The 22343-nt window shown below is 50.2% G+C and carries 23 protein-coding genes; 1 reads left to right on the forward strand and 22 read right to left on the reverse strand.

Annotation, left to right across the window (positions count from 1 at the left end; translation table 11 throughout):
- Nucleotides 1-80: 80 nt before the first annotated feature.
- From FN808_RS18010 to FN808_RS18115, 22 genes are all read right to left on the reverse strand, one after another.
- Entirely contained in the window at nt 81-512 is a 432-nt protein-coding gene (locus FN808_RS18010) for a hypothetical protein (protein ID WP_142716015.1), read from the reverse strand.
- Nucleotides 484-843 (reverse strand): hypothetical protein, encoded by a 360-nt coding sequence (locus FN808_RS18015; RefSeq protein ID WP_142716016.1) that lies wholly within the window; start codon nt 841-843, stop codon nt 484-486. Before FN808_RS18015 ends, FN808_RS18010 begins: the two co-directional genes overlap by 29 nt.
- A complete protein-coding gene (locus tag FN808_RS18020; RefSeq protein ID WP_142716017.1) occupies nt 840-1373 on the reverse strand; it encodes a hypothetical protein in 534 nt (177 codons plus the stop codon). The genes FN808_RS18015 and FN808_RS18020 overlap by 4 nt, the downstream gene beginning before the upstream one ends.
- A gap of 1 nt (nt 1374) precedes the next feature.
- Nucleotides 1375-1617: a hypothetical protein gene (locus FN808_RS18025; protein ID WP_142716018.1), complete on the reverse strand. Its 243-nt coding sequence runs from the start codon at nt 1615-1617 to the stop codon at nt 1375-1377.
- Between the two features lie 473 nt (nt 1618-2090).
- Nucleotides 2091-2651, reverse strand: coding sequence for a transglycosylase SLT domain-containing protein (locus FN808_RS18030; RefSeq protein ID WP_142716019.1), 561 nt, complete (start codon nt 2649-2651; stop codon nt 2091-2093).
- On the reverse strand, nt 2651-4105 hold the full coding sequence (locus FN808_RS18035; protein WP_142716020.1) for a hypothetical protein: 1455 nt from the start codon (nt 4103-4105) through the stop codon (nt 2651-2653). Before FN808_RS18035 ends, FN808_RS18030 begins: the two co-directional genes overlap by 1 nt.
- A 4-nt stretch (nt 4106-4109) precedes the next feature.
- Nucleotides 4110-4661, reverse strand: a complete 552-nt coding sequence (locus FN808_RS18040) for a hypothetical protein (RefSeq protein ID WP_142716021.1) — start codon at nt 4659-4661, stop codon at nt 4110-4112.
- Between the two features lies 1 nt (nt 4662).
- A complete protein-coding gene (locus FN808_RS18045) occupies nt 4663-5082 on the reverse strand; it encodes a hypothetical protein (protein WP_142716022.1) in 420 nt (139 codons plus the stop codon).
- Between the two features lie 3 nt (nt 5083-5085).
- Nucleotides 5086-5865 carry a hypothetical protein gene (locus tag FN808_RS18050; protein WP_142716023.1) on the reverse strand — a complete coding sequence of 260 codons (780 nt, stop codon included), beginning with the start codon at nt 5863-5865 and terminating at the stop codon, nt 5086-5088.
- A gap of 68 nt (nt 5866-5933) precedes the next feature.
- Nucleotides 5934-6554, reverse strand: coding sequence for a hypothetical protein (locus FN808_RS18055; RefSeq protein ID WP_142716024.1), 621 nt, complete (start codon nt 6552-6554; stop codon nt 5934-5936).
- A gap of 107 nt (nt 6555-6661) precedes the next feature.
- Complete coding sequence (locus FN808_RS18060; RefSeq protein WP_142716025.1) at nt 6662-7183, reverse strand: hypothetical protein; 522 nt, start codon at nt 7181-7183, stop codon at nt 6662-6664.
- Between the two features lie 18 nt (nt 7184-7201).
- Nucleotides 7202-14455, reverse strand: a complete 7254-nt coding sequence (locus FN808_RS18065) for a helicase-like domain-containing protein (protein ID WP_142716026.1) — start codon at nt 14453-14455, stop codon at nt 7202-7204.
- Nucleotides 14456-14459: 4 nt separating this feature from the next.
- On the reverse strand, nt 14460-15704 hold the full coding sequence (locus tag FN808_RS18070) for a P-loop NTPase family protein (protein ID WP_142716027.1): 1245 nt from the start codon (nt 15702-15704) through the stop codon (nt 14460-14462).
- A 1-nt stretch (nt 15705) separates the two neighbouring features.
- Nucleotides 15706-16029, reverse strand: a complete 324-nt coding sequence (locus tag FN808_RS18075) for a peptidoglycan-binding domain-containing protein (RefSeq protein WP_142716028.1) — start codon at nt 16027-16029, stop codon at nt 15706-15708.
- On the reverse strand, nt 16026-16436 hold the full coding sequence (locus tag FN808_RS18080) for a hypothetical protein (protein WP_142716029.1): 411 nt from the start codon (nt 16434-16436) through the stop codon (nt 16026-16028). Before FN808_RS18080 ends, FN808_RS18075 begins: the two co-directional genes overlap by 4 nt.
- A complete protein-coding gene (locus tag FN808_RS18085) occupies nt 16429-17106 on the reverse strand; it encodes a hypothetical protein (protein WP_142716030.1) in 678 nt (225 codons plus the stop codon). The genes FN808_RS18080 and FN808_RS18085 overlap by 8 nt, the downstream gene beginning before the upstream one ends.
- Before the next feature lie 3 nt (nt 17107-17109).
- Nucleotides 17110-17421: a hypothetical protein gene (locus FN808_RS18090; protein WP_142716031.1), complete on the reverse strand. Its 312-nt coding sequence runs from the start codon at nt 17419-17421 to the stop codon at nt 17110-17112.
- Nucleotide 17422: 1 nt separating this feature from the next.
- The gene (locus FN808_RS18095) at nt 17423-17785 is read right to left on the reverse strand and encodes a hypothetical protein (RefSeq protein WP_142716032.1); all 363 of its coding nucleotides are present in this window, start codon (nt 17783-17785) and stop codon (nt 17423-17425) included.
- Between the two features lie 16 nt (nt 17786-17801).
- A complete protein-coding gene (locus FN808_RS18100; RefSeq protein ID WP_142716033.1) occupies nt 17802-18215 on the reverse strand; it encodes a hypothetical protein in 414 nt (137 codons plus the stop codon).
- A gap of 9 nt (nt 18216-18224) precedes the next feature.
- Nucleotides 18225-19250, reverse strand: coding sequence for a transglutaminase-like domain-containing protein (locus FN808_RS18105; RefSeq protein WP_142716034.1), 1026 nt, complete (start codon nt 19248-19250; stop codon nt 18225-18227).
- Between the two features lie 22 nt (nt 19251-19272).
- Nucleotides 19273-19668 carry a hypothetical protein gene (locus FN808_RS18110; RefSeq protein ID WP_142716035.1) on the reverse strand — a complete coding sequence of 132 codons (396 nt, stop codon included), beginning with the start codon at nt 19666-19668 and terminating at the stop codon, nt 19273-19275.
- Nucleotides 19669-19676: 8 nt separating this feature from the next.
- Nucleotides 19677-20693: a hypothetical protein gene (locus tag FN808_RS18115; protein ID WP_142716036.1), complete on the reverse strand. Its 1017-nt coding sequence runs from the start codon at nt 20691-20693 to the stop codon at nt 19677-19679.
- Nucleotides 20694-21013: 320 nt separating this feature from the next.
- Between FN808_RS18115 and FN808_RS18120 the strand changes: the two genes are divergently transcribed.
- The gene (locus tag FN808_RS18120; protein WP_142716037.1) at nt 21014-22135 is read left to right on the forward strand and encodes a pentapeptide repeat-containing protein; all 1122 of its coding nucleotides are present in this window, start codon (nt 21014-21016) and stop codon (nt 22133-22135) included.
- The last annotated feature ends 208 nt before the right edge of the window (nt 22136-22343 follow it).

The following is a 22343-nucleotide window of genomic DNA, read 5'->3' on the forward strand; positions in this document are numbered from 1 at the left end:
GCAGCTGGCTATTCGATATGGCGATCGACTACCATTAGACTTAACCCGTAACCACGAAAAATAAGCAGCCCGGACAGAGTTCAGTTTACACACCCAATATCTTCGGCTTCGACTTTTAGATCAGAGTAGTCATCATCAAACAAGGTGTTTCTGTAATCTTGATTCTTTCGTGCTTGCTTAAGCCACTCTCGTCCTAAAATTTTCGCCTGTTGGCCGGATAACCCTTCGCCTTTCCCTTGGAGTAGATCATCTACAGGATTGATCTGCGAGGCTCCTGATGAGATCGCGATCATTCCGTATAGGTAGCCAATCATCTCCAGAATAGAGAGGATGAGCAACAGGGTCGAATCAATACCCGAGGCAGATAGCCGGCCGGTTGACAGGAGTCCGGAAATCGTGAGGCTGGCTATGCCACTTTTTACGATTCCCTTTCCCTTTTCAGGGGTTTTGCCTTTTAAAAGTCCAATTAGGGTGGGGACTGCTTTAATAATCGGCGATAGAATCTTTAGCATCAGTAGTGTCTTGTTTGGTTAGGGATTTTAATCGGTTGATCCGACGGGGAATGATTTCAAATTCGATAGATCGAATTCTTTGGTTATGATCGTCAAAGCGACTGTCCGTCCGCTGGACATAGGTTTCCAAGCTCTTTTCCAATTTGCTTAGGTTATCAGCCTGCACTTTCACTTTCTCGTTGATGCCGATCATGAGCTCATACCATTTCTTAATTTCGGCGGTCTGATTATTGATCGAATCGTAGATGCCGGTCAGAAACAAGCAGATAATCGTGGTGACAATCAGCTCCTTGTATTTTTGGAAAAAGCCATTGGGTTGTGAGTTGCTCATGGCCCATACCTCCTGATTGCTTCATCCAGCGTAATGGATTGCTTGTTTGATTTACAGTAAAAGTGGCCACTGGCAAGCGATTGGTAATAGTAGTGGCCGTCAATTCGCAGCCACCGCAGTGGACGCGGGGACCGGCCGTTCCCGGACCACCCGTCTACATGTAGTCCTATGGCAGGTACTTCTTTTCCATTCTTGTTGTCATAACTCCAGTCAAAGTATAGGCCGACGCCTCGGAATCCCCAGGTGTTAGCGAGCAGCCAGTGCTGGAGCGCGGACGGTTGACTGACCAGCCACTGGTCAAATAGCAGGATATCAAAGGCCAGACCATGCCCGTGGGACTTCGGATCTCCTTTGCGCCAAGCCGAAGAAACCATGGTAGACAGCCCGTGCCATTGTCGCCAGGCTAGAAAAGACCGTAAAAAGCCTATGTCCATGCGATCAATGGTGCCGGGACCCTGGATTTCAAGCTCGGAGATCGAAAAGTGGTTGCCGTAACAGTCAAGGAGAGCTAGGTAGTCATTTCTGTTCATGTTAGTTTCCTCTCGTGGCTAAGGTGAGAAGGAGGATCAGTGCTACTCCACCAGCAATCTTATAGCTGGTCGGTATTTCGCCGTTAATGTATTTCTTGGCTTCGCTGATAAGATCTTTTTGCGTTTCTGGGGCTTTGTTTTCTCCAAGTCCTCCGCTGCAGCCGCATCCGGATTGGGAGGTATTACCAGCAAGACCGCTTCCAGCGCATCCACATGATTGTTCATTTACAAAAGAGGTTTCCATAGTATTTCACCTGAATGTTTTGAGTTTTTAAAAGAGGATTTTCCAAAGAAGCAGGCCGCCTGCAATTCCCCCACCTGCCATAGCCGCATGGGTTTTCTTTACCTGCATGCCGCCAATGCTAAAAGTGCCCGCTAGGATATCCTTGTGGGAATCAGGCTGCTGCTTGCTGGCAGATTTGTTTGTGGTTTTGGGTTTAGAGGTCGGCTTCGACTGCTTAGTAGTGGGTTTCTTAACTGTGTTAATATTTAGCTTCGGAGGAGCAGGTACCGGATTTTTGTCAATAACAGGCCGAGGTATAAGCACTGGCTTTGGCTTTGGAATAGGTCGCGGTCGAACTCGTGGCCTTATTTGCTGTGTTCGATTGCGAGGGGCTGGTTCATCCAGAACTGGTCGAAGCATTGCCGGACGCGTGGGCATCCGTCCTAGTCCTCGCGCTTCTGTAGGTTCTTCGCAGATATAATGTGATTCGGTATTCATGGGTGTTGGGGTGTCATATAGTTATAAGTTGCAAAGGCGATAGCAGCCATCGGAAAGATGTATATGGACAAGCTGGTTGCTTGGGAAAGGCCGAGTAGCCCGCTGATGAGCTTCTTTCGCTCCTGCACATCATGGCTATAATCCCCTCCGGTGGTAACCGAATCCGGTGGTAAGCCCGCGTAAATGGCAGTTTGCACTCTGTTTGGACCGGCGTTATAGGTGGCAACGGCTTGGCCAGTATTTCCGTTGAACTGCGTGAGCAGTTTGGCCAGATACTCAGCGCCATAATCAATATTGGCCTGGTGGTCAAAGGGGCTGTGATTCTCGGTAAACCCGGGATGATATCGCCGGTCGATCTGCATGATTCCTATACCATTGCCGTGATCTCCGGTGCCGTCAGCCGAGAGAGCAAGTCCCATGCGACTTTCGCGGGAGGCCACGGCCAGTAGTAGTGCCAGGGGCACTCCATATCGCCTGGAGGCTTCAGCGAAATATCCCATTAACCCACGAATACGAGCGTAGGTAAGCTCGGCCGATATCGAAATAGAGTTGGTCATCAGGCCACCATCTTAATCTTGTAGTTAACCTTGCGTATTTGACCGGCCATGATGGTAAATTGATCGGCTGGGGCAAGCGCCTTGCGGGCAATGAGCTTAGGCAGGAACCGGTTGGTGCTGTCGTCATTTTTCGCGTATAGACCAATTTCTTTAACGGTAATATCAGTGGCACCGCGATTTTCAAATACCCGAGATAGGTTGAAATACGCTTCGTTGTTGATTTCATCAATGGATACTTGGTCATCAATCATCATGCCGTGATGAAGGAGTTGGCCGTCCTCGGTGCCATGCGTAATTCCACCTAAATTGTATGGGGTTTCAGGACTAGCATCTGGGGAAAGATCGGTATCGGTCATCGAGACGAATTTGTTGCTCTGTCCAAGCCGAAGGCCAAGTTTCCATCCCTTGTCGCTGGTTGAAGCATCGGCATTAAGGGAAGACATGGACGTACCGCCGCCTCCGATACACATGAGCATTCGCGCCCATCCGGTATGGGTGGTTTCAACAGCTTGCCGGCGCAACGCTTTGGCAAATTCGGCAAGGAATCCGCCATTGGTTCCATTCAGGTCGGTATCCTGATTAAAATTTTCCAGCTCGAACCGACATTCGTAATCGAGCGTAAGTGTCTTGCTGTCTGGCAGGTTAATAGTAGATTGTAAAATATCCCGGGCATGTAGGTTGGCAATTGTTTTCAGGGCATAACGGGATACATCGATGTAGGTCACTAGCCCCATCTCACGAATGGTAATATCCCCACCGGTAGCGTTGGTAAAAGGAGCAGAGATCGTAAAGATCGATTTTTCTTGGTCGGTAACGACGCCAGATACGGAGACGGAACCACGCGACAAGAGAGCATCAATGGGATTATGCAGTCCTACATCAGAAATACTTATCGGACGGATCCCTGCACCTACCGTAGGATATACCTTCCGGAAGGGCATGCAATAGCGTTGAGTAGAGGCAATATTCTTATAGGTTTTGGAAATACAGGTTGCGTCATCAGCGACGTAGGCAGTCGGGTCGATGGTCGTGGGTACACCTATAAGTCGGACGTAATCATTGTTGGTATGGGCGCTTTCGACTTCCCAGGTACCGTTGAGCTCGGGAACCGACTGGCATCCCCAGATGTGGACCCATACCGGCTGGTCCCCATTGGGATTACCAGAGTGGGAGCCGCTGAATACATTCCGTAGATAACTGCGATAGATTTCCACGGCACCATCCACAATATGAACACTGGTAATCGTGTAATCAGGCACGTATTGCTCTAATGGGGATATGAGCCGCTCGGTTCGTCCGCCGTGCATCATCCCGTGGACATCGCGAAGAAATCCGCCGACAAAGGACTCGCTATGGAGGCGCATTAGGTGTTTGCCATCCAAGCGAATGTTGCAGAAAAGGTCCATACCGGACTTTGGGGTCCCAATTGATAAAGTATGATTAATGGTATCCATATAGTTAAGAGATTGTGGTAATAATGTTGGTGTGGGCGTTTCCGGTTTCCGGACGCTGTTCTTCCGTAATTGCCGAGTCGGTTTGCAGGGTTGTGGATATCGGACCGGTGTGGGAAGTGGGTTCGATATTTGTTGCTGGTGTAGTGAGGGCCACTGGCTGAAGCTCAAATTCGGTAGCCTCGATAGGAGTAATATCAAGGTGGACAATCCCGAATGGCGTTTCGTTGACTTTCTGTACGTCATCAGGCGTAATGACCGAATAAATACGAGATTGGCCGATCTGTCCACCGGCGGTCTTGGATCGAACCCGGAAGTAGTGCCGAGCATCCAAGTAGGTGATGGGAAAATAAAGCGTATGGTAACGGACCATCTCCGCAGGCTCCCGATGATATTCAGGGGTGGTAGCCAGATTATCGGGATCTAGGCCCCAATCCATCTGGGACGAGGCTTTTTTGCCGGTGGCCCACGAGACCTGGATGGAGCCGTCGACCAGCATGCCGCTGACGACCCGCATTTTAAATCCTTCGGAAAACTCTTTGCCGGTAATTTCGCTCATGCTAGGTGGTCCAGAAGATTTCGGTTACGAGGGCTTTTGAGGTTTCCAGTGCTCCGCTAGTCTCATCCCAGAGGCCCATCATGCCGCCTTTGTAGAGTTCTTTGAACTGTCGCTCGTCCATGTGCAGGGTTTCGCCAGGTTTCAGGCGGAAGGTGTAGTACCGCTCGTCAATTCGATTTTCGTCCAGGGCAATCATGAATTCGCCATCGCTGTTGTTTTGGATGATGACTCCAAGGCGCATGGGATTTCCGTTGACCAGTTTTACCGGCTGGGCCCCCTGCTTGAGGACCGGGGAAATAGAGGTCCCGATACGTCCTGCGGGGCCGATCCCGATGGAAGGTGCATTTACCTTGAGTTGATTTAATAGGGCATCCATTTTCTGGGTGAGCTCACAAAGCGACAGGATGAGGCTATTCCACATCGGTTATACCTCCAGCGGGTTGGCATCGGACTTCTGAACCACGTAGGTCTCTGCAAGGAAGCTTACTTTGGCCTGCTGCGCTCCTTTGTTATAGGCATACACTTGAAACGGCATGTTGGAGCCAATGATAAAAGGGACGTTAGCATAGAACTGGCCGAACTCGTCGTTAATCTGCTCCAGGAAGACCTCATTGCGAATGGTGGTGTTATATACCTTCAGACTGGCAGTGATATCGCCGGGCCGGTCGCTGCTCATGGCCAGGCGCCGGGCTTCCACGTCGATGCTTTTGGCTTTGACACCCATATCGATATTGACTGCACCCGGAGCCAGCGTAGCTTGCCCGTAGAGAAAACGCGGTTGGGGCATCGGACTGCCAATTTCCTGATAGATATTTAGCAGTTTGGTTAGGCTGTAATGATCGTAGCCGACAAGCTGGATGTTGACCGTTTGGGCCGTATTATGCGTATTGGTCAGCTCGAAGACCAAGCTGTTACTTTTTTGGATGATAAATGGAGCCAAAAGACCGTCAATGTGTTGAAATAGCTGGTGCACCACGGATAGCTGCAGGTCTCGAAACAGATACAAATCTTCGTTAAGCCGAGCGGAGACAAATACTTTGTTCATATATAAGGCATAGGGCAATATCTTTCGGACGCCAAAACTTTCCCCGCCCATGCCATTCATCATAATATGTCCGCTACCACCGGCTGGGATTTCAATTGCTTTGGCCGGATTAAAGGGCGTTGATTCAGTAGGTGGAATAAAATTCTTTACAATTTTCATGTTGGTCAGCTAGGAGTTAGGGCAATAAAAAGCCGGCAACGGCTCAGTGCCGCTGCCGGTTAGAGGGGTTATTTTTCGGGCTTCATTTCAGCTACGACAATACTGGCGCGCAGGTACAGCAAGCCTTGGCCAGAAGTCGTCCAGTTTTCGTCACTGGGGAACACCGAGGAGTCCTCGAAGTGAACTGACAGTGACAAGGTCTGATTGACCGCCAGATCGAATGGATCGGCCAAGCGGTACTCGTCCGCTGAACGAAGGGCTGCGATACGTTTGAAGACCACCGGAGCATCTATGGTATTCGCCGTGCCAGCTACCAACTGAACGTCGGTGCCGGAAAAGTTGGAATGCTTGGAGATGGGCACGCGCAGGAACTCTTTGTTGTCATTATCGGCCTGTAAAATGACGCCCGCATCTTTTAGCGAGTTGACGATCCCGCGGGCATCGATGCCGTTGGCCTCATCGTCCTCGATGAATTGCTTGGTCACCTCGAAGGAAAGCGCGAGGATACGTCGCTTGAGTTCGCCCGGGAAGGGATTACCTACGTAATTGTTGCGGGTGATTTTCCGCGTCGAGTTGGGCGGAAAGAAGTTAACGACAGCGCCGTTTTGGGTGACTTGCTGGGTATCAAAATAGGTTTTGATGCGCGCGCTGGCGGGGACAATAGCTTTTTTAGAAATTTGGTTACTCATAGTTCGTTGTTAGTTAAAAGGGTTGTAAGTGGGGCCGTTGTGGCCTACTGCTTGTTCCCGCAGGCAGTCCCTAGTCAGCAAGAGCTATGAGAAAAATGGGTTGCCAATTACACCTCCACGGTATCTTCAAATACGGTTTCGATTTGAGAGACGTGGCCGGTTTCCACGGGAAGTTGCACTGGTGGCGTGGGTTGGGGAGTTAAGTTCTCCTCATCCCACAGGTAGTCGCTTCCTTCCATAAGGCCCTGGGAGGGGGTCCAGTCGGGCATGACGAACTTGATCAGCTCCATCACGCCTTGCACGCCGAGTCCCATGGCTAGGCCACGAAGGTGTTTGTTTTTGGTGAACATGGTAAAGGCCATGCCGAGGGTGAGCGGGAGGCCAACGCGGGCCGCTTGCTGGACGGTAGCCGAGCTTCCGCCAAGGATAGCGGGTACGGCCAGCCCATTAAGCTGCGCACCAATTGCCTGGCCGCCCACAATGTATCCGGCAGTGATAAGCTGCTGCTTAAATTCGCTGACAGCTTTTTCGGTTGTTAGTTGTTTTGCCATAGTTGCAGGTTTTGGGGTTGTTGGGTTTTCGATTACATCCAAGTGAGTTGGATTTTTTGCAAATATTCGTTGGGTCATAGGTCGGTTCGATAAGGGTTAATTAAGGATGCCTCGGCCGTCAATATTCAGGTTGGTGATGATATACACGTCTCCATACCGGAATATGGGACGCTTCCCATCGTCGAAATAGTGGTAGTACTGGTGGTTTTCGCCCTTCTCGTCGCCAGGGTATATCACCTTATCGCTGTCGTACATAATGCGTTCGGCGTGACCGACCGCCGTTAATTCGGCACCGGAGGGCGGAAACAGCTCGTAGTCGTATTCGTCCGGCGGGAAATGGTGAAAGTCCTCGTACATCTGGGTGGCCTCATCGTTGTCAAAGGCTCCTTTGAGTAACTTCATCCGATTGGTGGGGAAGACGAACAGCGTAGTCCCGTCCCCGTCGATGATCATGGCCAGCTTCTCAGATTGAATTCGTTGCATGAATCCTTTGGCGTCAATAAATTCCAGCTCACCAACGGTTCCGGCATATGCCAGGGGTTCCTCGTATAAGGTTTTGAGGGGCTGCGGCAGCTGTTCCGGTTGCTGGGATTGGACCGTTTCTGATCTGTTGGGACGGGCTTTGTTGTTAGCAGGCCCATCCCGGTAAATACCCACTTCTCTCACGCGAACGGTTCCTTTTATCCCATAGGAGGGCGCTATGCGATTGAGTTCTTCATAGAGCTCCGTGCGGTCAGAAAATTTGGTCTTGACCAGTTCGTTGACCACATCTTGCAGGCGGGTGACCGTTTCTTGATTAGCCTTGAGGCCGGATTGGGCCTGGCCTAATTCTTTCCGCGTTTTCTCGTGGGTGGCTTCCAGCTCTCGAAGCGTTTTCTTCGATCGGTCCAGCTCGGCGGTGATCTGCTCGATCCGAGCCTGGGCAGACTGTTGCCATCCTTTTTCGAGGGCTAAGAAGAGACCCGCCAGTTTGTTTTTAATGATGGGCAGCCAGCGCTCGGTGTTGTACATGCCCAGCTGTTGCTTGATTTGATCATAGGTAATTTCAGTGCCATCGCCGTTGGTTTTGGCTTTCTCTTTTTCAATATCAATTTTGTAATGGGCGTAAAAGTCAGACTCATCCGCAATAATGTTGCCTTTATTGCCTGCCAGACTTCGGCCCGATTGGACCGGCTCGTCCATACTCCAGCCCAATTGCCCGTTCAGCTGGTCGCCGGCCATCTGTTTGATCGAGCTCCATTTGATTTTATTGTAGAAGCTTCGGTTGGGCACGTTCGGATCGGGAATGAGGTTAAATAGTACCCGCCCGTTCGCGTTATTTTTGGGAACTTCCAAAGCCAGATCGTGGCGGAATCGGGGAATGCGTTTGCCGTCAGAAGACAGGTTGTTTTCGATGGTTCCGATCTCCCCGCTGTAGTCCAGCCAACCAATGCGGATGAGTCCTTGATCTAGGGCTTGTTGGGCTGATTCTGGCAGCTTCGAATCAATAAGGGCTTGCTCACGCTCAATAGCGGATTCCATCCGCTCGGAGCGTTTGGTCACGTCCCGGCTTGCTTGCGCGAGGGAAGACTCCAGCCGCTGGGTCTCGCTAAGCAGGGAGTCAATGCGAGCCTTGAGCACCTTCGTTTGGGCTTTAGACTGAAAAAATTCTTTGACTCTGGGATCGGAGTTGGTGGCGGCCACCATTTGCTCGTATTCCAGGGACTCTCCCTCGGCGTCGGCAGAGGTTTCTCGGCCGTCTCCAAAGAATAGCTCGTCAATCCAGCTTTGTTTCTTGCTGACCAGCTCCAGACGGTACTGATCAAAGGAATCCTTCATCAGGTAAAAGTGGATGTTCACTTTTCCGTGTTGGTTTCCCTGCCGGAGCCCGCGGCCGTTGCGCTGCTGAATTTGCGAAGGGGTGTAGGGCACGTCCATGTGATGCAGGTCGGTGGTCCATTTTTGCAGGTTCATGCCTTCGGCAATAGACTGGTTGCCAATCAGCACTCTGTACTTACCCAGGTTAAAATCGTCCTGGACCTCTTTTTTGAGGGTTTCTTTATCATCGGAGGAGGAGACAAAATAGTCATCACCTTTGCCGTCAGTACCAATAATCGAGCCGTTAATAATGGCTATTTCTTTGGCTGGAATCCCTTCTTTTTCGAGTTCCTGCTTAATCAGCTGGTGATAACTGCCACCTTTTTGGCCTTCCACAGAGATCCAGTCGCAGAAAATGATTTGATTGCGAAATACGGGGGCCGCTGGATTCTTGCGCCCGCTATACAACGCCTCGACAATCATAACAGCCCGGTCAAAGGTTTCTTCCATCTGATCGCTGCCATCGGAGAGTTTCTCGCGTTGCTTCTCGATTTTATTCAACAGGAACTGCTTGCCTACTGGAACCTCGTGGAGATTGCCTTCGGTGGCTTCTATTTCACGGGCCACTTCTTCGAAGTATCCCAGAGCTTTTAGCTCCTTAATAAGTTTGTGGCGGGAATAGCCATAGTAAGGGTTCGGATTTTCCCGAATCTGTTGTGTGGTTTTTGAAAAGTAATCCCCATAGATGCTATCGGGTATCCTGCTCGGAGCGGGGTTTTCGCGGGTAGCATAACTTTCGGCAACGTTATCTACTAGGGCGCCCAGCTTCAGGAACTTTCCATCCACGCCGGAAAAGCTGTTGTCATATACGCGGAGGTCGGTCGCAATTTTGCTACCATCGCCGGTAATGACAAGGAAATTGTCTTTCGTCTGGCATCCGCGCTGGCGCATGCAGTCAAGAATGTTGTCGGCCCGGAGGATGATATCTTCAAATAACAATTTGTGAATTTCGCTGGGTTCAATAACCTGCTGTTTAGTTTCGGCCTCGGGGCGTCGAAACTTCGGTTTGAGTGCTTGGGGATTACCCTGCTGGTCTTTTACAATCTTTCCGTTATCATCTTTGAGCAGGTCTGGAAATTTTTCATAAAACCCAACAAGTTGGTCATAACTTTTGATGTCCATAACCTCATCGATAATTGAACGCATTTCCGGGAGATTATAATAGCCGGCCACTACGCGCTCGGTTCGATACTCGCCGTTGGTCTTTTTGACGATCTTTTCTTCCTCACGGACAAACTGGTTGATGAAGTTGTCGAGGTTGGCAATTTGATATTTTTCCAGCAGATCCGGAGCGCAGAGGTTGAGCATGTGCCATACTTCGACCGGAGAGTTGACGACCGGGGTAGCTGTTAATACAAAGACATTTTTATATCCTATTTTTGAAAACAGCCACTTGGTTTTCTGGAGGGCGTCTTCGGCTCGCTGGGACGGTTTGTTGGCGGCAATGCCCAGCTTGGCCGCTTTTGCGCTGCCCAGGGCATTTTTGTAGAAGTGGGCCTCGTCAAAGAACAGGGCGTCCACGCCGAGCTCATCAAAAAAGATATCGGTATCTAGGCGCTTAGCACTTGCTACGTTGCGGAGTTTGGCCTCCCACTCTTCTTTCATCTTCTCCAGTCGGGTAATCATCGACTTCTTGGCCGTGGAGCTAAGGGCATCGTCTTCTTCGATGAGCTCGTCGAAACTATCAATCATCTGATCGAAGTATTCCACACGCTCAGAATACATCTGCTGCTGAACCGCCGGGGATAATGGCAGGCTCTTGAACGCGTGGTCGGCGATGAAGATCGCATCCCAGTGGTAGAGCTGGGCCATGGTAAGCTCCTTGTGGCGCTCGGGGCCGGTCATCTTCATGTTGAGGATTTTGGCCTCCGGGAACAGCATGGCGTATTCCTCGACCCATTTTTCTTGTACCTTTCCGGGTACGACAAACATGGGCTTGTTGCAGGCTCCTTGTTGCAACAGGACTTGGGAAGTAATAATGGAGGAGAGCGTTTTCCCGGCGCCAACGTCATGGCAGTTGGCCCCGCGCCTGTTCCAAACCAGTTTCTCGGCGACCGCGCGGTTGTGTTTGTATACCGCAAAATCTTTGACGCCGTAGAAGGTGTCGGACATGCCCCGAACGTGTAGGGTGGACCCATCGAATTGTGGGTTGATATAAGCGTTGTACTCGTGGTTGTATGCCTGCTCGATAAGATCGCGGATTTCCGTTGAGGCTTTGGTGCGTACCCATTGGTTGAACTTTTGGGGCACCCGCGTGAGCATCTGGTCGTTATGGGTCCGCTGTTTGGCGCGGGCTCGTTCGATAAGCGCCTGCTGGCCGGTTTGCTCCGCTCGTTTGAGCGTCATATTCGGGAGCACATTGTCGTCCTCATCGTAGAAGACCAGCGGGAAACTGGAATCCTGAATATAATTATTGATAATCTTGCTAAGTGGCGTCTCGCCCCAACCTTGGTTCCAGTCATCGGCCGTTTCCTCGCCATTTTTTATATACCGTCCGCCTTTGCGGAGCTTCATATAGAACCGGTTGCCGAGTTCGGCTTTATCTTTGACGAGGCCGATATGTACGTCCCGGTAGCCCAGCTCATCTTTGATCCACTGGGTAAGGACTTTCGTTGGCAAGTAGGTAAAAATGTGGCGCGGATCGACGGTAATGCTGTAGGCATCAATCCACTCAGGGAGCACTGCTTTTAGGGCCTCGGTATTTTTCTCCAGCTGGTTGTCTTCGGCCAGCTCTAACTTACGCCGAACATTTCCGGCCAGGTATTGGTAACGAAACTCGTAATTATTGGTCTCGGGATTGTAAAAGAAGTCCGGGTGATTCTCAATCGCTTCAGTGAGTTCACCCCGGCTGGCTGTGCCTCCTTTGTAGGTAGACTGGTAGAAATCAATGCTCAATTCTTCACCAATGGAGCGCCCATACATGGCAATTTCGGCCAGATCATCGGAGTCGGTAACCGCTGGGACGTAGTTGCGGTTGAACATCGAGTCGGCATCGATAATATCAGCATAGACCAGCTCCTCGCTGATCGGGTCACGCTTCACAAAGGTCGTCAGCTTATACAGCCGGTTGTCGTAGCGGAAAATATCGCGGATATCCTCGTCTTCGTCTGGAATTCCGTAGGCATTAATATGGCTTTCGAGTTGCTCCTTAAACTCCCCGCGTAGCGGCTCTTTCTGCTCGTTGTCTTGGGCCAACGCCGTGACGAAATCATCGTATTTGTCTAGCATCTGGCAGGCGGAGCTTATCTTGGCGCGAAGCCCTTCACCCGTTTTACCCGATCCACCTACGGTAATAGGTTTGAAGTAGTGGCGCTGTTTTTCGTAGAAGGTTTCCTCGTGCCAGACAATATTCCCGGCGTGATAATCGCGGGTCGTCTCCAGGCGCACGCCCTCATCGGGGATCCGGTAGAACGGCATCTTTCCCGGAAGCGGGTACGGGAAGCGAAGATCATCGCCAAGTACCTGAGTGGTCAAAGCCTCATCAATTTGACCTTTTACGCCCATGCGCGTGAGAAACTGCATGTCGTGGCCCTGAATATGTTCGCCTAGTACCTGTTGGGGGTATTTCTGATAATAGGGGTTATAATAGGCCCCGTAGGATTCGCCTTTGTGTTCAGTGATACTGACAGCAAGTTCCTCATAGGCAAACAGCTGGTTTAATTCACTGCTTATGTCAGGATGAGTTTCGCCGTCAACATCGGGGTATTTTTGAAACAAGATCAGATCCGTCGTAACCAGCGTATCGGCATTGTCTTTGAATGCGGTGGACGGGAGCCGGTAAGCACCTACAAGTCGGGCCCGCTGGACCATGGCCTGTCGGATGGCCGGATCCTTCTTGTCCATGGTACCGACCGAAGTGATTACGGCCAAAAACCCGCCGGGTTGAAGGGCGTCCAGGGATTTCAGGATAAAGTAATCGTGAATCCGTGGATTCAGGGACGCCAGCGGGTCCCGCCCGGTGTGGATTTTGATGTCGCCAAAGGGGACATTGCCTATGGCTCCGGTCAGGTTGTATAGCGACAGGTCGGTCTGGGCAAAGTTTTCGTGCCGGACCAGCTGGCTCGGGTATAACAGCCCCGCAATGCGAGAGCTCACTGCAGACCGCTCAACCATCAGCATGCGATAGGCATCATGGTTGGGAAGGAAGCCTGCAAAATTGCCTACGCCCGCCCCGGGTTCTAAAATGTTGCCACCATCCACGCCCATGGCTCCGAGTTTGTCCCAGATGAGTTTAACCAACGGGTAGGAGGTGTAATGCTCGTTGAGCAACCCGCGTTCGCTGCCGGTTGCGTCCTCACCATACCCAAGGCCACCGGCGCCGGTGTATTTGCGAAGCAGATCCAGATCCGATTCGGTGATAGCACGATCTTCTTTTTCCAAAACGGCTAGGGCCGCCTCATTAGCTTTCCGGCGTTCGGACTTCGAGAGTTTAATGGGGGCAAAGTTTTCCAGCTGGATGCCGGAAAAACGGCTTCCATATTCGGCCTCTCCCGCACGATCTTCGGAAGGTTGGTATGATTGATCGTCATTATTTTCAGTCGTTTTCACTTCCTGTTGGGCTTCCGAAAATATTTCATCAAAGTCGAGGCCAACCACTTCACCATGGTCGCGAAATAGCTCCAAAGCCTGCTCACGATGCTCCTGGGGAAACTTATCGAGGGAAAAGGCCAGGGCCAGTTTCTTTACAGTTTTGGTGAATGACTCTTGGAGCTGTTGCAGGTCACTCAAAGGATTCTCGCGGGTCGTCAGTTGCTCCGTCAATTCTGTGAGATTGCCCAGAAGAGCATCAATTTGATTAGCAGCAGCTTCACCCCCTTGGTCCGCTTGCCAGGCCAGCTCGGTGAGATCGTGCATTCGCCGGGCGTTAAGCTGTCCGTTCTTGTACGGCGTGTGAGCGGCACTCGCGATTTTAGCCATCCGCTGGGTTTTCACCTGAATCTCGACTGGAATATCACCGGCGGTGCCAGCCATCACAATAAAATGGTGCGCTTGGTAGCCACCAACGGGTTCGGCGTATTTATCTTCATGTTCAAATACTTCTCCAATTGCTCCTGATACAATTTGTTTTACCATCTGATCCAGCTCGGTTTGACCAGACAGTACGATCATGCATCCGGCCATATCCGTCAGCCCCTGAGTATAGAGTTTATCAGAATTAGCCTGCTTAATATTTCCTTTAATACGCTTTCGACGTAATTTATTGATGACCGAGTAGGGAGATTTTACTCGGCCCTTTACGGTGGCTTCCGGTTGTAAGTCTTTGAGCTTGCTGGTTACCTCGTCCAAGGCCTGTTGGTAGTCCCCTCGCAATTCGATCAGCTGTTTGATTTCGTCGGTAAGCTTGGTCTCCTCGACCGTATCGGTGTCGCCAGCCCGTTGTGGGTTGGGATCGTCAGCATTGGGGATCCCGTCCCCATCAAAATCGCCAAAAATGCCGGGGTAGTCCTCAGTTGTAATGTCTTCAAAAGGAGTAACAGTCGGATTGTCTCGCATGGGGTTAGCCTAATACTTTGGTTAGGAAGGCGTCCAATTTAGCCTGACTTTCTTTGGCCGCTTCAATGTCTACTTGTTGCTGAGGTTTGTTAACCGATGAAGTGCTTTTTTTCGTTGATTTTTCTTTTAGCTCGTCAGAAGCAGATTTGGGTTTAGCAGCTGGTTTCTTCTTGGCCTTTGGCGCAGGTGAGTTGGTCGCAGTAGATTTTTCTTTTTTGCCAAGCGCGCGTTCCTGGCGTTTGTACTCTTTGGCGCCTAGCACGACTTTGGCGTGGTCCTGCTTATAAATTCGGATTTCCAGATCGCCATATTTGTTGACTAACTTTTTCCAGCACGCTTTGAGTCCGCCCCCTTTGCCTTCCGTGCAGGCCTGGTATTCTAGGTGGCCGTCTAGCAGCAGATCCATGATGTATCGCTTTTTGGGATAGTCGGCCGTATATCGGATGGACAGGTGAGCGTTTTCGGATTCCCCGGAATGCTTCGGAGCGTAGCATGGCATTTTGCTTCCAAACATGGAGTTGATGCGTTTCCAGGATCGAATCTTGTGAAGGGTGTCCAGTTTTTTTAGGGTAATCTTAAAAGGGGTATCCACTGGGTTTTCTCGGGTGTCCGGGTTGGTTTCTTCTTTGGCAGCAAGGTTAGCTGGTTTCACCTCGCGGTCTTGGGCCATAAAGGGGACAGCAATAGCGGTCAGTTCGCGGTAGCGGTTCTTTTCGGTTTCGGCCCCGCCTTCTTTAGTGACTTTGATCTCGATATCACACTCGTGGGCAATACTGGTGTTACCTTTGTATTGGCCATCTTTGGTGGCATGCGAAACCATGACAAACATGATCCCGTTTTCGCGGCACCATTGGGCCAGCTCCACGGTTTCTTTCGCGTTGGCATCAATCACCGAAATCGAATCCAATATGCAGGCGAAGGACCGGTTTTTAAGCAGAATTTCTTTGAGGGCCTGAATGGATTTCCATTTGGTAAAATTCAGGTTCTGGTGGGTGGCTCCGAGCCGCTTGACGCGGTCGACCAGGGTTTTACCAAAATGCTCTTCGGCGGGGATATATTCGATGCGGCCATGTTCGGCTAATGCGTCAGCGAGTCCTAGGCTCATCGTTGATTTACCGGCGCCTTTTTCGCCCCAGATAAATATGACGGCATTCTTCTCGGGTTCGCCAAGGAGCCGCCCGTAGGGTTGGGCTATCTTGATGCCTTTGATATTTAGTTTTGCTAGCTGCTGGGCAGTCATAGATTCCATATTACTGTCGTCTGATTGTTTTAATTGCGATTCCAATGGCGATAATAGTCAGGCTGCCAAACAGTAACACCTTGTGGTTTACCGATGCCTGTGGTGGCCTTTGGGTTATGATTTTCGGGTTAATGCCTAGTTTTTGTAGTAGCCCCTGACCAGCTATGCCGTTGGTTGGGAGCCCAAACTGTTGTTGGGCTTGTTTGACCGCTGCCTGCGTTTCGGGGCCAAAGATGCCATCGACACCATATTTGGGAAGCCCAATGCCAAGGGCTTTTAGTGCCGATTGCAGGTGCATCACCTGAGGGCCTTTGTCGCCTATGCTTAGAGTCATGTTGAAGATTGTTTTCTGTTATATAGGGAGAGGCCGGCCACACCGATGGCAATACCGGCCGAGAAAATACCTACGTGTTTGATGATAGACACAGGTTTGCTTTTAGCGACCGAATCCTGGAGGCCAATCATATCGCTTACCGCCTGCAGATCGACGTGTTCGAAATACCGGTTGATGACGTCAGCATTGCGGTTGAACACCTGTTGGAAAGAACGCCTGTCTTTGGTCAGATCCGCCAGAACAAGGGCCGTGGTAGCGGCTTGTCCTTTTCGCCCGCTTAGTGCACGGTCGGCCAGACCAATGGCTTTTTTGAAAGCATTCCGGCTAGTCTGACGCAGGTAGCTGCTGAGATCACCCATCCCGTCGTCAACGATCTGGTAGTCGCGTCCTTCAATAAGCTCATCCATTGGTCTCCTCCTGATTTTTGTTGCGCCCGGCCAACTGCTTTACGCTGTCTCGCAGTCCGGGCATCAGGGGAGCCAGGAAGTAGGCGCCCGCCCCGAGGCCAATCAGCCACAGGGCTTTGGTGAGCGTGCTGTTGACGCCGCTGAAAGCCTGCTGGGGATCGGGCAGGTTTATGTCATACCAGGACTCGGTGGGTTGGGCGTATACTCCGCTTTGCTGGCCTTCTTCTATATCCAGGTCCAAGGTCATCACCTTCGAGGTTGCCAGTGGCTTGGCCTCCGAAATATTTGCCTCGGTAACGTTGCTGTAGTGGAGCTCAAATATGACGGGGTGATTTCTGTCAGGTCGGAACGAGCGCCCAAAAACCAGGCGGGCCTGCCCGCGACAGCTGTCCCACATGCTGGTGACGATGCGGGAGATGGCCAATACTTGTCTGGACTGCGGATCCAAAGCTGCGACAACCACGTCCGGGCAAACGACAAAAAGAAACGAGTTCCAAAAGGTGCGATAGATATCGACTTCCACATCTACCGAAAAGGGTACCCCGGATTTGGGCAGCCCGCGCTCGGGGTGACGTCCGATGATGCGCAGTTCACCGGCCTCCGAGCTTATGATGTTGCCGGATATGGCCGCCGAGCCTAAGCCGTTGTCACTATAATTAGAATAGCTCACTGGTTACCTCCTTCGGGTTATGATTCGCAGCGCCAGGTATCCACCAGCGATCCATCCCAGTGTAGCTTTATGCTGGTTAAACCACGCGCGGATTCCTTTGGTAGGATCGTCTTCTGCCAATCGCTCACATAAGGATTGATTAGTTTCGCCAGTTACTTCTGCTCCTTTTGCTACCTCTTGCAGCTGCACAGTGGGTTGCAGATACACGGTTTCTTGCGAAGTCGTTGGATTGGGATACCGCCCGTTGGGAATATGTCCGTCAATAAAGTGAGAGATCCCAATCGGATGGGCTGTTGTTTGAATAGCTTCGGTCATATCAGGATTTCTTTTTTAACAGGGTGTATGTGAGAGCTCCGCCAACGATGACCACACCGCCAATCAACAGGAGGGAGGTCATATTTCCATTTGACTTCTGGGCTTGCATTAGCGCCATCTGTTGCTCGGGCGTCAGACCAGTGCCCCCAGGTTGGGATTTCCCGCCATTGATAACTCCATCCACAGTTACGGCGGTATCGGCCGCTGTGGTTAAAAAGCTGGACAGGTCATTGAGGATACTGCCAAACTTGGTCTTCTTTGAGGTGGTTGTCGTGGATCCCACGGGAGGGAGGAAACTGTTTGTGTAGTTAAACGGCTGGTTCGTTTGCAAGAAGTCTAATTGATCGTAGGAGCTGCTGTTCATAGTGGGTGAGGTAAGGCTATTGGGATTTGGATTTTTTCTTTTTGGCGATAAACATGATGGCGGCTCCCAAAATGGCAACTCCGCCCACGGCGGCCCCTGCAATCATGGCCGTACTTGCGGTCTCTTGCTTGGCAGCGGTATCGGTGACGTTGTGTTGCAGGGCCGTCATGAGTTGCTGTTTTTCCTGCTCCATCCTTTTGGTTTCGGCAAGTTTGCGCTCGTGGGCTTTGCAGAGGGCTTGCGATTTTTCGCGCTTGCGTCGACATCTTTTTAGGGCCCCGAACATTTTGCCCTTGCAGCTTTGATTGGCGTAGCGGCAGGGATCATCTTCCTGCCAACCTTCCAATCCACCGCTAGGCAGCTGGCTGGATATGATCAGCTGATCATTTTCGGGTTGTATAGCAACGGGTTGCAGATAAGAACTACTCATAAACAGTGGTTAATGGTTGAAGGCCCAATAGCTGATCCCGCCGAGCGTCAGGAGCCCGGCTGAGAGTCCGCCGTACAGGAGCCATTTTTTGTTTCGAGATTGTTGCCGGTTGGCCAGAAAGCTGCTGTCCAGGCTTCCGAACCGGTTCAGGTAATCGACGGCCGGTTGCCCATGCTGCTGGATAACCATAGCATACTGCTGGAGGATGGCGTTATCTTTTTGAGAAAAGGAAATCACGTCCGAATGGACCCCTCGGGCCATCAGGTAGTCCCGCCATTGTCCGCGCGCGATGCGCTCATCTTTATCTTTGGCGCCAAACCATTTGGAAAACATACTTTTCATGGTAACGCCGGTTTGCAGGGCCGTCGTCGCCGCAGCAGTTAGAGTAATCGGGTCGATGCCTAAGCCTTCGGGCATCCGATTAGGCAGGTGCTTGGACTTTTTAATCAGTCGTTCGTCAAAGGTAAAACCGGGATATTTGGCAACAGTCGTATCAAAGGATTTCCACCCCTCTGGGGATCGGAAGACGGTATAAATATGGTCGTAGGTTCGCCCCGTTCGGCTCACAATCCGAAAGCCGGTTTGGATGCCCAGACTTTGCAACAGGGCCGCCGACAGGATCGCGTGGTCGTCGCAATCCCCGGCTTTTTGCCGAATAGTGACGTCTGGCGATTGGATCCGCTCGATATTCCATGGATCGCGTACGTAGTTGATGTTGCTGGTTATCCATTTGTAAATGGCACCCGCAATCTGATCTATATTTCGCAGGTCAGGCAGGCCGGTATTGATATTCCTGGGAACCCTACGCGTGATTTTTAAGGCCAGCTCGCGGATGTTCTCGCGTCCGGTATATTTGGTAACCAGCTGGGAAGCCAGTTCCAGGACGCCTTCGATCCCAGGGTAATATCTGCGATTAGCAGTAATAGAGGCGGCAGCATCTCCTTGGGGGGAGCTTGCTGCCACCTTGCTGCTCATCACTGAACCATGGGTCGTGACTGCGTTGCGGGAAGTTGGTATAGGGTAGCTGCTACTCAATCGTATTGTAATAGTTGGTTATCTATCGGTTAGCTTTGACGAGCTTTTGCAGCTCGGCGATGACATCGGTGAGCAGTCGCCGGACCTGCGGGCTGACAGTCGTGCCCGTGAAACTCAGCAGTTGATTACAAGCGAAAGGGGCAGGGATATAGCAGAGCGTATTAGCGTGTTGCCCTAATCCATCCACAAGGGGATATATCGTGTTTGCAATGCGTTCGGCTCCTATATCCCTGCTTATCGCTTCCACAGAAAGTATCTTTGCCATCCGGACCCAATCGGCCGCGGTGATCGGTTGCCCGCCAGCTTGCATCAAGGCCAGCTGCGACTTGATGCGCTTGGCATAGCAGGCGTAGCCGCAGGGCTGGTCGGCCAGATATTCCAAAGCCATTTTCAAAAGGGTGAGTTGTCCGGGGTTCATCGGGGTCGTTACAGGCTGATGGTTGGTTCGGCGTGGCCGTTAGTATGGGGTGACCCGAACATGCCGTTTAAGGTCGGTTTGGCTACAAATTCGTTGGGTTCGGTTTCCGAGTTATCGTCGGAGGGAAGGTGCCGAGGAGTTGCCTCCCCGGCACCTTTGGGTTGGCTCGCCTCGTTGGTAGAGGGGCTATGGGGTTGTTGGGGTAGCGAGCCGGAAGTGGGTCGCAGTTGGTGTTTGAGCGATTCGGCCATCGCTTTGGCCTCTTCTTCGCTAATGTCAGGGGTAGCAGGCGTGGGGTTTAATTGTAGATTTCTTGCGTTTTGACCGGCAAACAGCTGGGAGATCACCGTAAAAAACATCGGGGCATTTTCTTCCAGCATATCCAGCATGCGACTGCCGGCATCGCGGCCGCCGGCTCGTTGTTCCATCTCCATGCGGAATTTTACCTTTTCCAGTTCTCCAAGCTCTTTTTCTAGGGCCTTTAGGTTACTTCGTTGAATTTCTTTGAGGCGGTCAATTTCGTTGCGATGGGATTCCTTGAGGTCGCCCAGCTCTTTCTGGTGGGTGAGCAGCGTGGCCGTTTTGTCCTCGGAGAGCTGTCGCTTTAGCCCCATGATTTCATCGACGAGCTGGCGAATCTTGCGATCGGCGTCATGCAGCTCACCTTCCAGGCGGAGGGCTCGTTGCTGGTAGTAGTTTTCGTGAGCGGTTCTGCTGTCTACGGCCGGTTCGTTGGCTTGAGTTTCTGGCTGCTCGCTGGCCCCGTCAATGCGAAAGCCGATCACAATATCTTCGTCAATGCCGGTGTGAAGCGAATACAGACCGGGTTCTAGCTTAAATATCGCTTTTACCACATTGAAGGGCTGCCTAAAATTAAATGGCAATTCCTTCTCTACTTGCTGGAGCCCATCGGTGGTTCCGGTAATACGGCCAAAGATCGGCAGGCCCTGCTCCAGCTCTTCCAGGCAGGTGGCGTAGTCCTGCTCATGGTTCTCGGTCGGAATATTTTCCAGCGTTTCAGGCATCGACTTAGCGTTGGTTAGCGTAATGCAAAAGCATCACTGTAATCAGTAACTGATGCTAACGTAACACTAATTCAAATCAAGAAAAATACCCCGGGATGGGCTGGCATAGGGTGCAACAAGGTGTTAACGGATGGGACAGATTGGGAAAAAAAGAAACAAGATGTGCAAATTTTCAGAGGGAATATGTGTAAGTGTTATTTGTCTGAAAAGGTCTTATATGATGACATATTTGTTAAATTTGAAGGGCAATTTTGCATGTTGTGATGACAATGAATAGTATTTGAGTCGCATGATTAGCCTACAAAAATCAACCCCAGTAAATGTTTATAGAAATTTCTCAGCTTCAAGAATATGATAGTGATGAACATGAAAAGGTATCTGAGAGGTGGAATACTAAATTAGGAATCAAGGCTCAAAAGCATATTGAAAACTTAATCAATCGTGGAGCGGGTGAAGATTTTTTACACTATGATGTTCAAAGCGGAATTTTAAACGGATTTCTTGAACACGAATGGGATTTAAGAGGCATAATTTTAGCTCAACTTGAAGTTGAATGCCCAAAGGGTGATAACTTTCAAGGTGTAGACTTTTCCTACAGCAAGTTTTTTAACTGTCACTTCGAGGGATGTTTGTTTGATGCCACTTTTTTATTTACAAAATTTAGAAACTGTAAATTTGAAAATTGCACCTTTAGTAGTGCCCTTTTTAAAGGTTCTTTTATCAGAAATTGTGAGTTTAAAAACATTGATTTTATAAACTGTTGCAGAATTGATAATTGTGAAATAGAAAACACAAGATTTTCAGGATTCTTCACTAAAAGAAATCTTTTCAGCAATTGTAAAATTTACAATAGCACTGAGATAGAAAAACCTCAAGAATATCCGAACGGTAAATGGGAGGATTTGAAGTTTAATTATCAAACTCTGACTGATTTTTATTCTGAATTGAGTTTAGGTTTCAATGAGACCAAAGCACTAGAAAAAAGTTCAGAAAATAGGTTCTTAGCTAGAAAAGCTTATACCAATCACAACACGAAATCTGAGATAAAAAAGTGGTTAAGGTTTTTAGTCAACGAAAAAGTTGCAGGTTATGGTGAGAAGCCTAGTTTTGTGCTACGAGCTTCGATTTCATTGATACTATTATTTGCCATATTCTACCTTTTTTCTGGCTTTTCAGTAAAAGGTTCTTCTGAAATTATTAACTATAACATTGATTTATTTGGATTTTGGAGCCAATTTAATGACTTAAATTTCTACACATCATTAGCTGATAATTTCCTTACTTCTTTGTATTTCAGCACGAAAGTTTTTCTTATAATTGGTTCTGATAATCTTTCATTAACTAGCAACTGGGGTACAACTTGGGTAATTGTTGAAAGCTTTTTGGGAATCACCCTTATCAGCTCTTGGACAGCATTATTGTTAAGAAAGATATTGCGCTAGAATTTGTCAGGCTAACCCGGGTATTACATTAAGGGACGTACCTTGCCTCCCCCGTTCATTTTATTTTCTTGGCGTCTAATAGTAAAATAGGAAATGGCCCGTGTGCCCGTTAAGCGCAAGATTCTATGTTAAAGAACAAATAAATTCGTAATTTTTTACGTGCTTATGCACAAAGAGCGGCTTTAAGCCAGCTCGTGTGGGGCAGCCG

The sequence above is a fragment of the Fodinibius sediminis genome, assembly GCF_900182555.1.
In the GTDB taxonomy this organism is placed as follows: domain Bacteria; phylum Bacteroidota; class Rhodothermia; order Balneolales; family Balneolaceae; genus Fodinibius; species Fodinibius sediminis.

Excerpts from the sequence above, each read along its gene's own strand:
- FN808_RS18045 (WP_142716022.1), bottom strand. The coding sequence starts at position 5,082 with ATGTGGAATAGCCTCATCCTGTCGCTTTGTGAGCTCACCCAGAAAATG.
- FN808_RS18025 (WP_142716018.1), bottom strand. The coding sequence starts at position 1,617 with ATGGAAACCTCTTTTGTAAATGAACAATCATGTGGATGCGCTGGAAGC.
- FN808_RS18090 (WP_142716031.1), bottom strand. The coding sequence starts at position 17,421 with ATGACCGAAGCTATTCAAACAACAGCCCATCCGATTGGGATCTCTCAC.
- FN808_RS18075 (WP_142716028.1), bottom strand. The coding sequence starts at position 16,029 with ATGACTCTAAGCATAGGCGACAAAGGCCCTCAGGTGATGCACCTGCAA.
- FN808_RS18020 (WP_142716017.1), bottom strand. The coding sequence starts at position 1,373 with ATGAACAGAAATGACTACCTAGCTCTCCTTGACTGTTACGGCAACCAC.
- FN808_RS18120 (WP_142716037.1), top strand. The coding sequence starts at position 21,014 with ATGTTTATAGAAATTTCTCAGCTTCAAGAATATGATAGTGATGAACAT.
- FN808_RS18070 (WP_142716027.1), bottom strand. The coding sequence starts at position 15,704 with ATGGAATCTATGACTGCCCAGCAGCTAGCAAAACTAAATATCAAAGGC.
- FN808_RS18050 (WP_142716023.1), bottom strand. The coding sequence starts at position 5,865 with ATGAAAATTGTAAAGAATTTTATTCCACCTACTGAATCAACGCCCTTT.
- FN808_RS18015 (WP_142716016.1), bottom strand. The coding sequence starts at position 843 with ATGAGCAACTCACAACCCAATGGCTTTTTCCAAAAATACAAGGAGCTG.
- FN808_RS18115 (WP_142716036.1), bottom strand. The coding sequence starts at position 20,693 with ATGCCTGAAACGCTGGAAAATATTCCGACCGAGAACCATGAGCAGGAC.
- FN808_RS18110 (WP_142716035.1), bottom strand. The coding sequence starts at position 19,668 with ATGAACCCCGGACAACTCACCCTTTTGAAAATGGCTTTGGAATATCTG.
- FN808_RS18010 (WP_142716015.1), bottom strand. The coding sequence starts at position 512 with ATGCTAAAGATTCTATCGCCGATTATTAAAGCAGTCCCCACCCTAATT.
- FN808_RS18080 (WP_142716029.1), bottom strand. The coding sequence starts at position 16,436 with ATGGATGAGCTTATTGAAGGACGCGACTACCAGATCGTTGACGACGGG.
- FN808_RS18055 (WP_142716024.1), bottom strand. The coding sequence starts at position 6,554 with ATGAGTAACCAAATTTCTAAAAAAGCTATTGTCCCCGCCAGCGCGCGC.
- FN808_RS18040 (WP_142716021.1), bottom strand. The coding sequence starts at position 4,661 with ATGAGCGAAATTACCGGCAAAGAGTTTTCCGAAGGATTTAAAATGCGG.
- FN808_RS18060 (WP_142716025.1), bottom strand. The coding sequence starts at position 7,183 with ATGACCCAACGAATATTTGCAAAAAATCCAACTCACTTGGATGTAATC.
- FN808_RS18065 (WP_142716026.1), bottom strand. The coding sequence starts at position 14,455 with ATGCGAGACAATCCGACTGTTACTCCTTTTGAAGACATTACAACTGAG.
- FN808_RS18095 (WP_142716032.1), bottom strand. The coding sequence starts at position 17,785 with ATGAACAGCAGCTCCTACGATCAATTAGACTTCTTGCAAACGAACCAG.
- FN808_RS18100 (WP_142716033.1), bottom strand. The coding sequence starts at position 18,215 with ATGAGTAGTTCTTATCTGCAACCCGTTGCTATACAACCCGAAAATGAT.
- FN808_RS18035 (WP_142716020.1), bottom strand. The coding sequence starts at position 4,105 with ATGGATACCATTAATCATACTTTATCAATTGGGACCCCAAAGTCCGGT.
- FN808_RS18030 (WP_142716019.1), bottom strand. The coding sequence starts at position 2,651 with ATGACCAACTCTATTTCGATATCGGCCGAGCTTACCTACGCTCGTATT.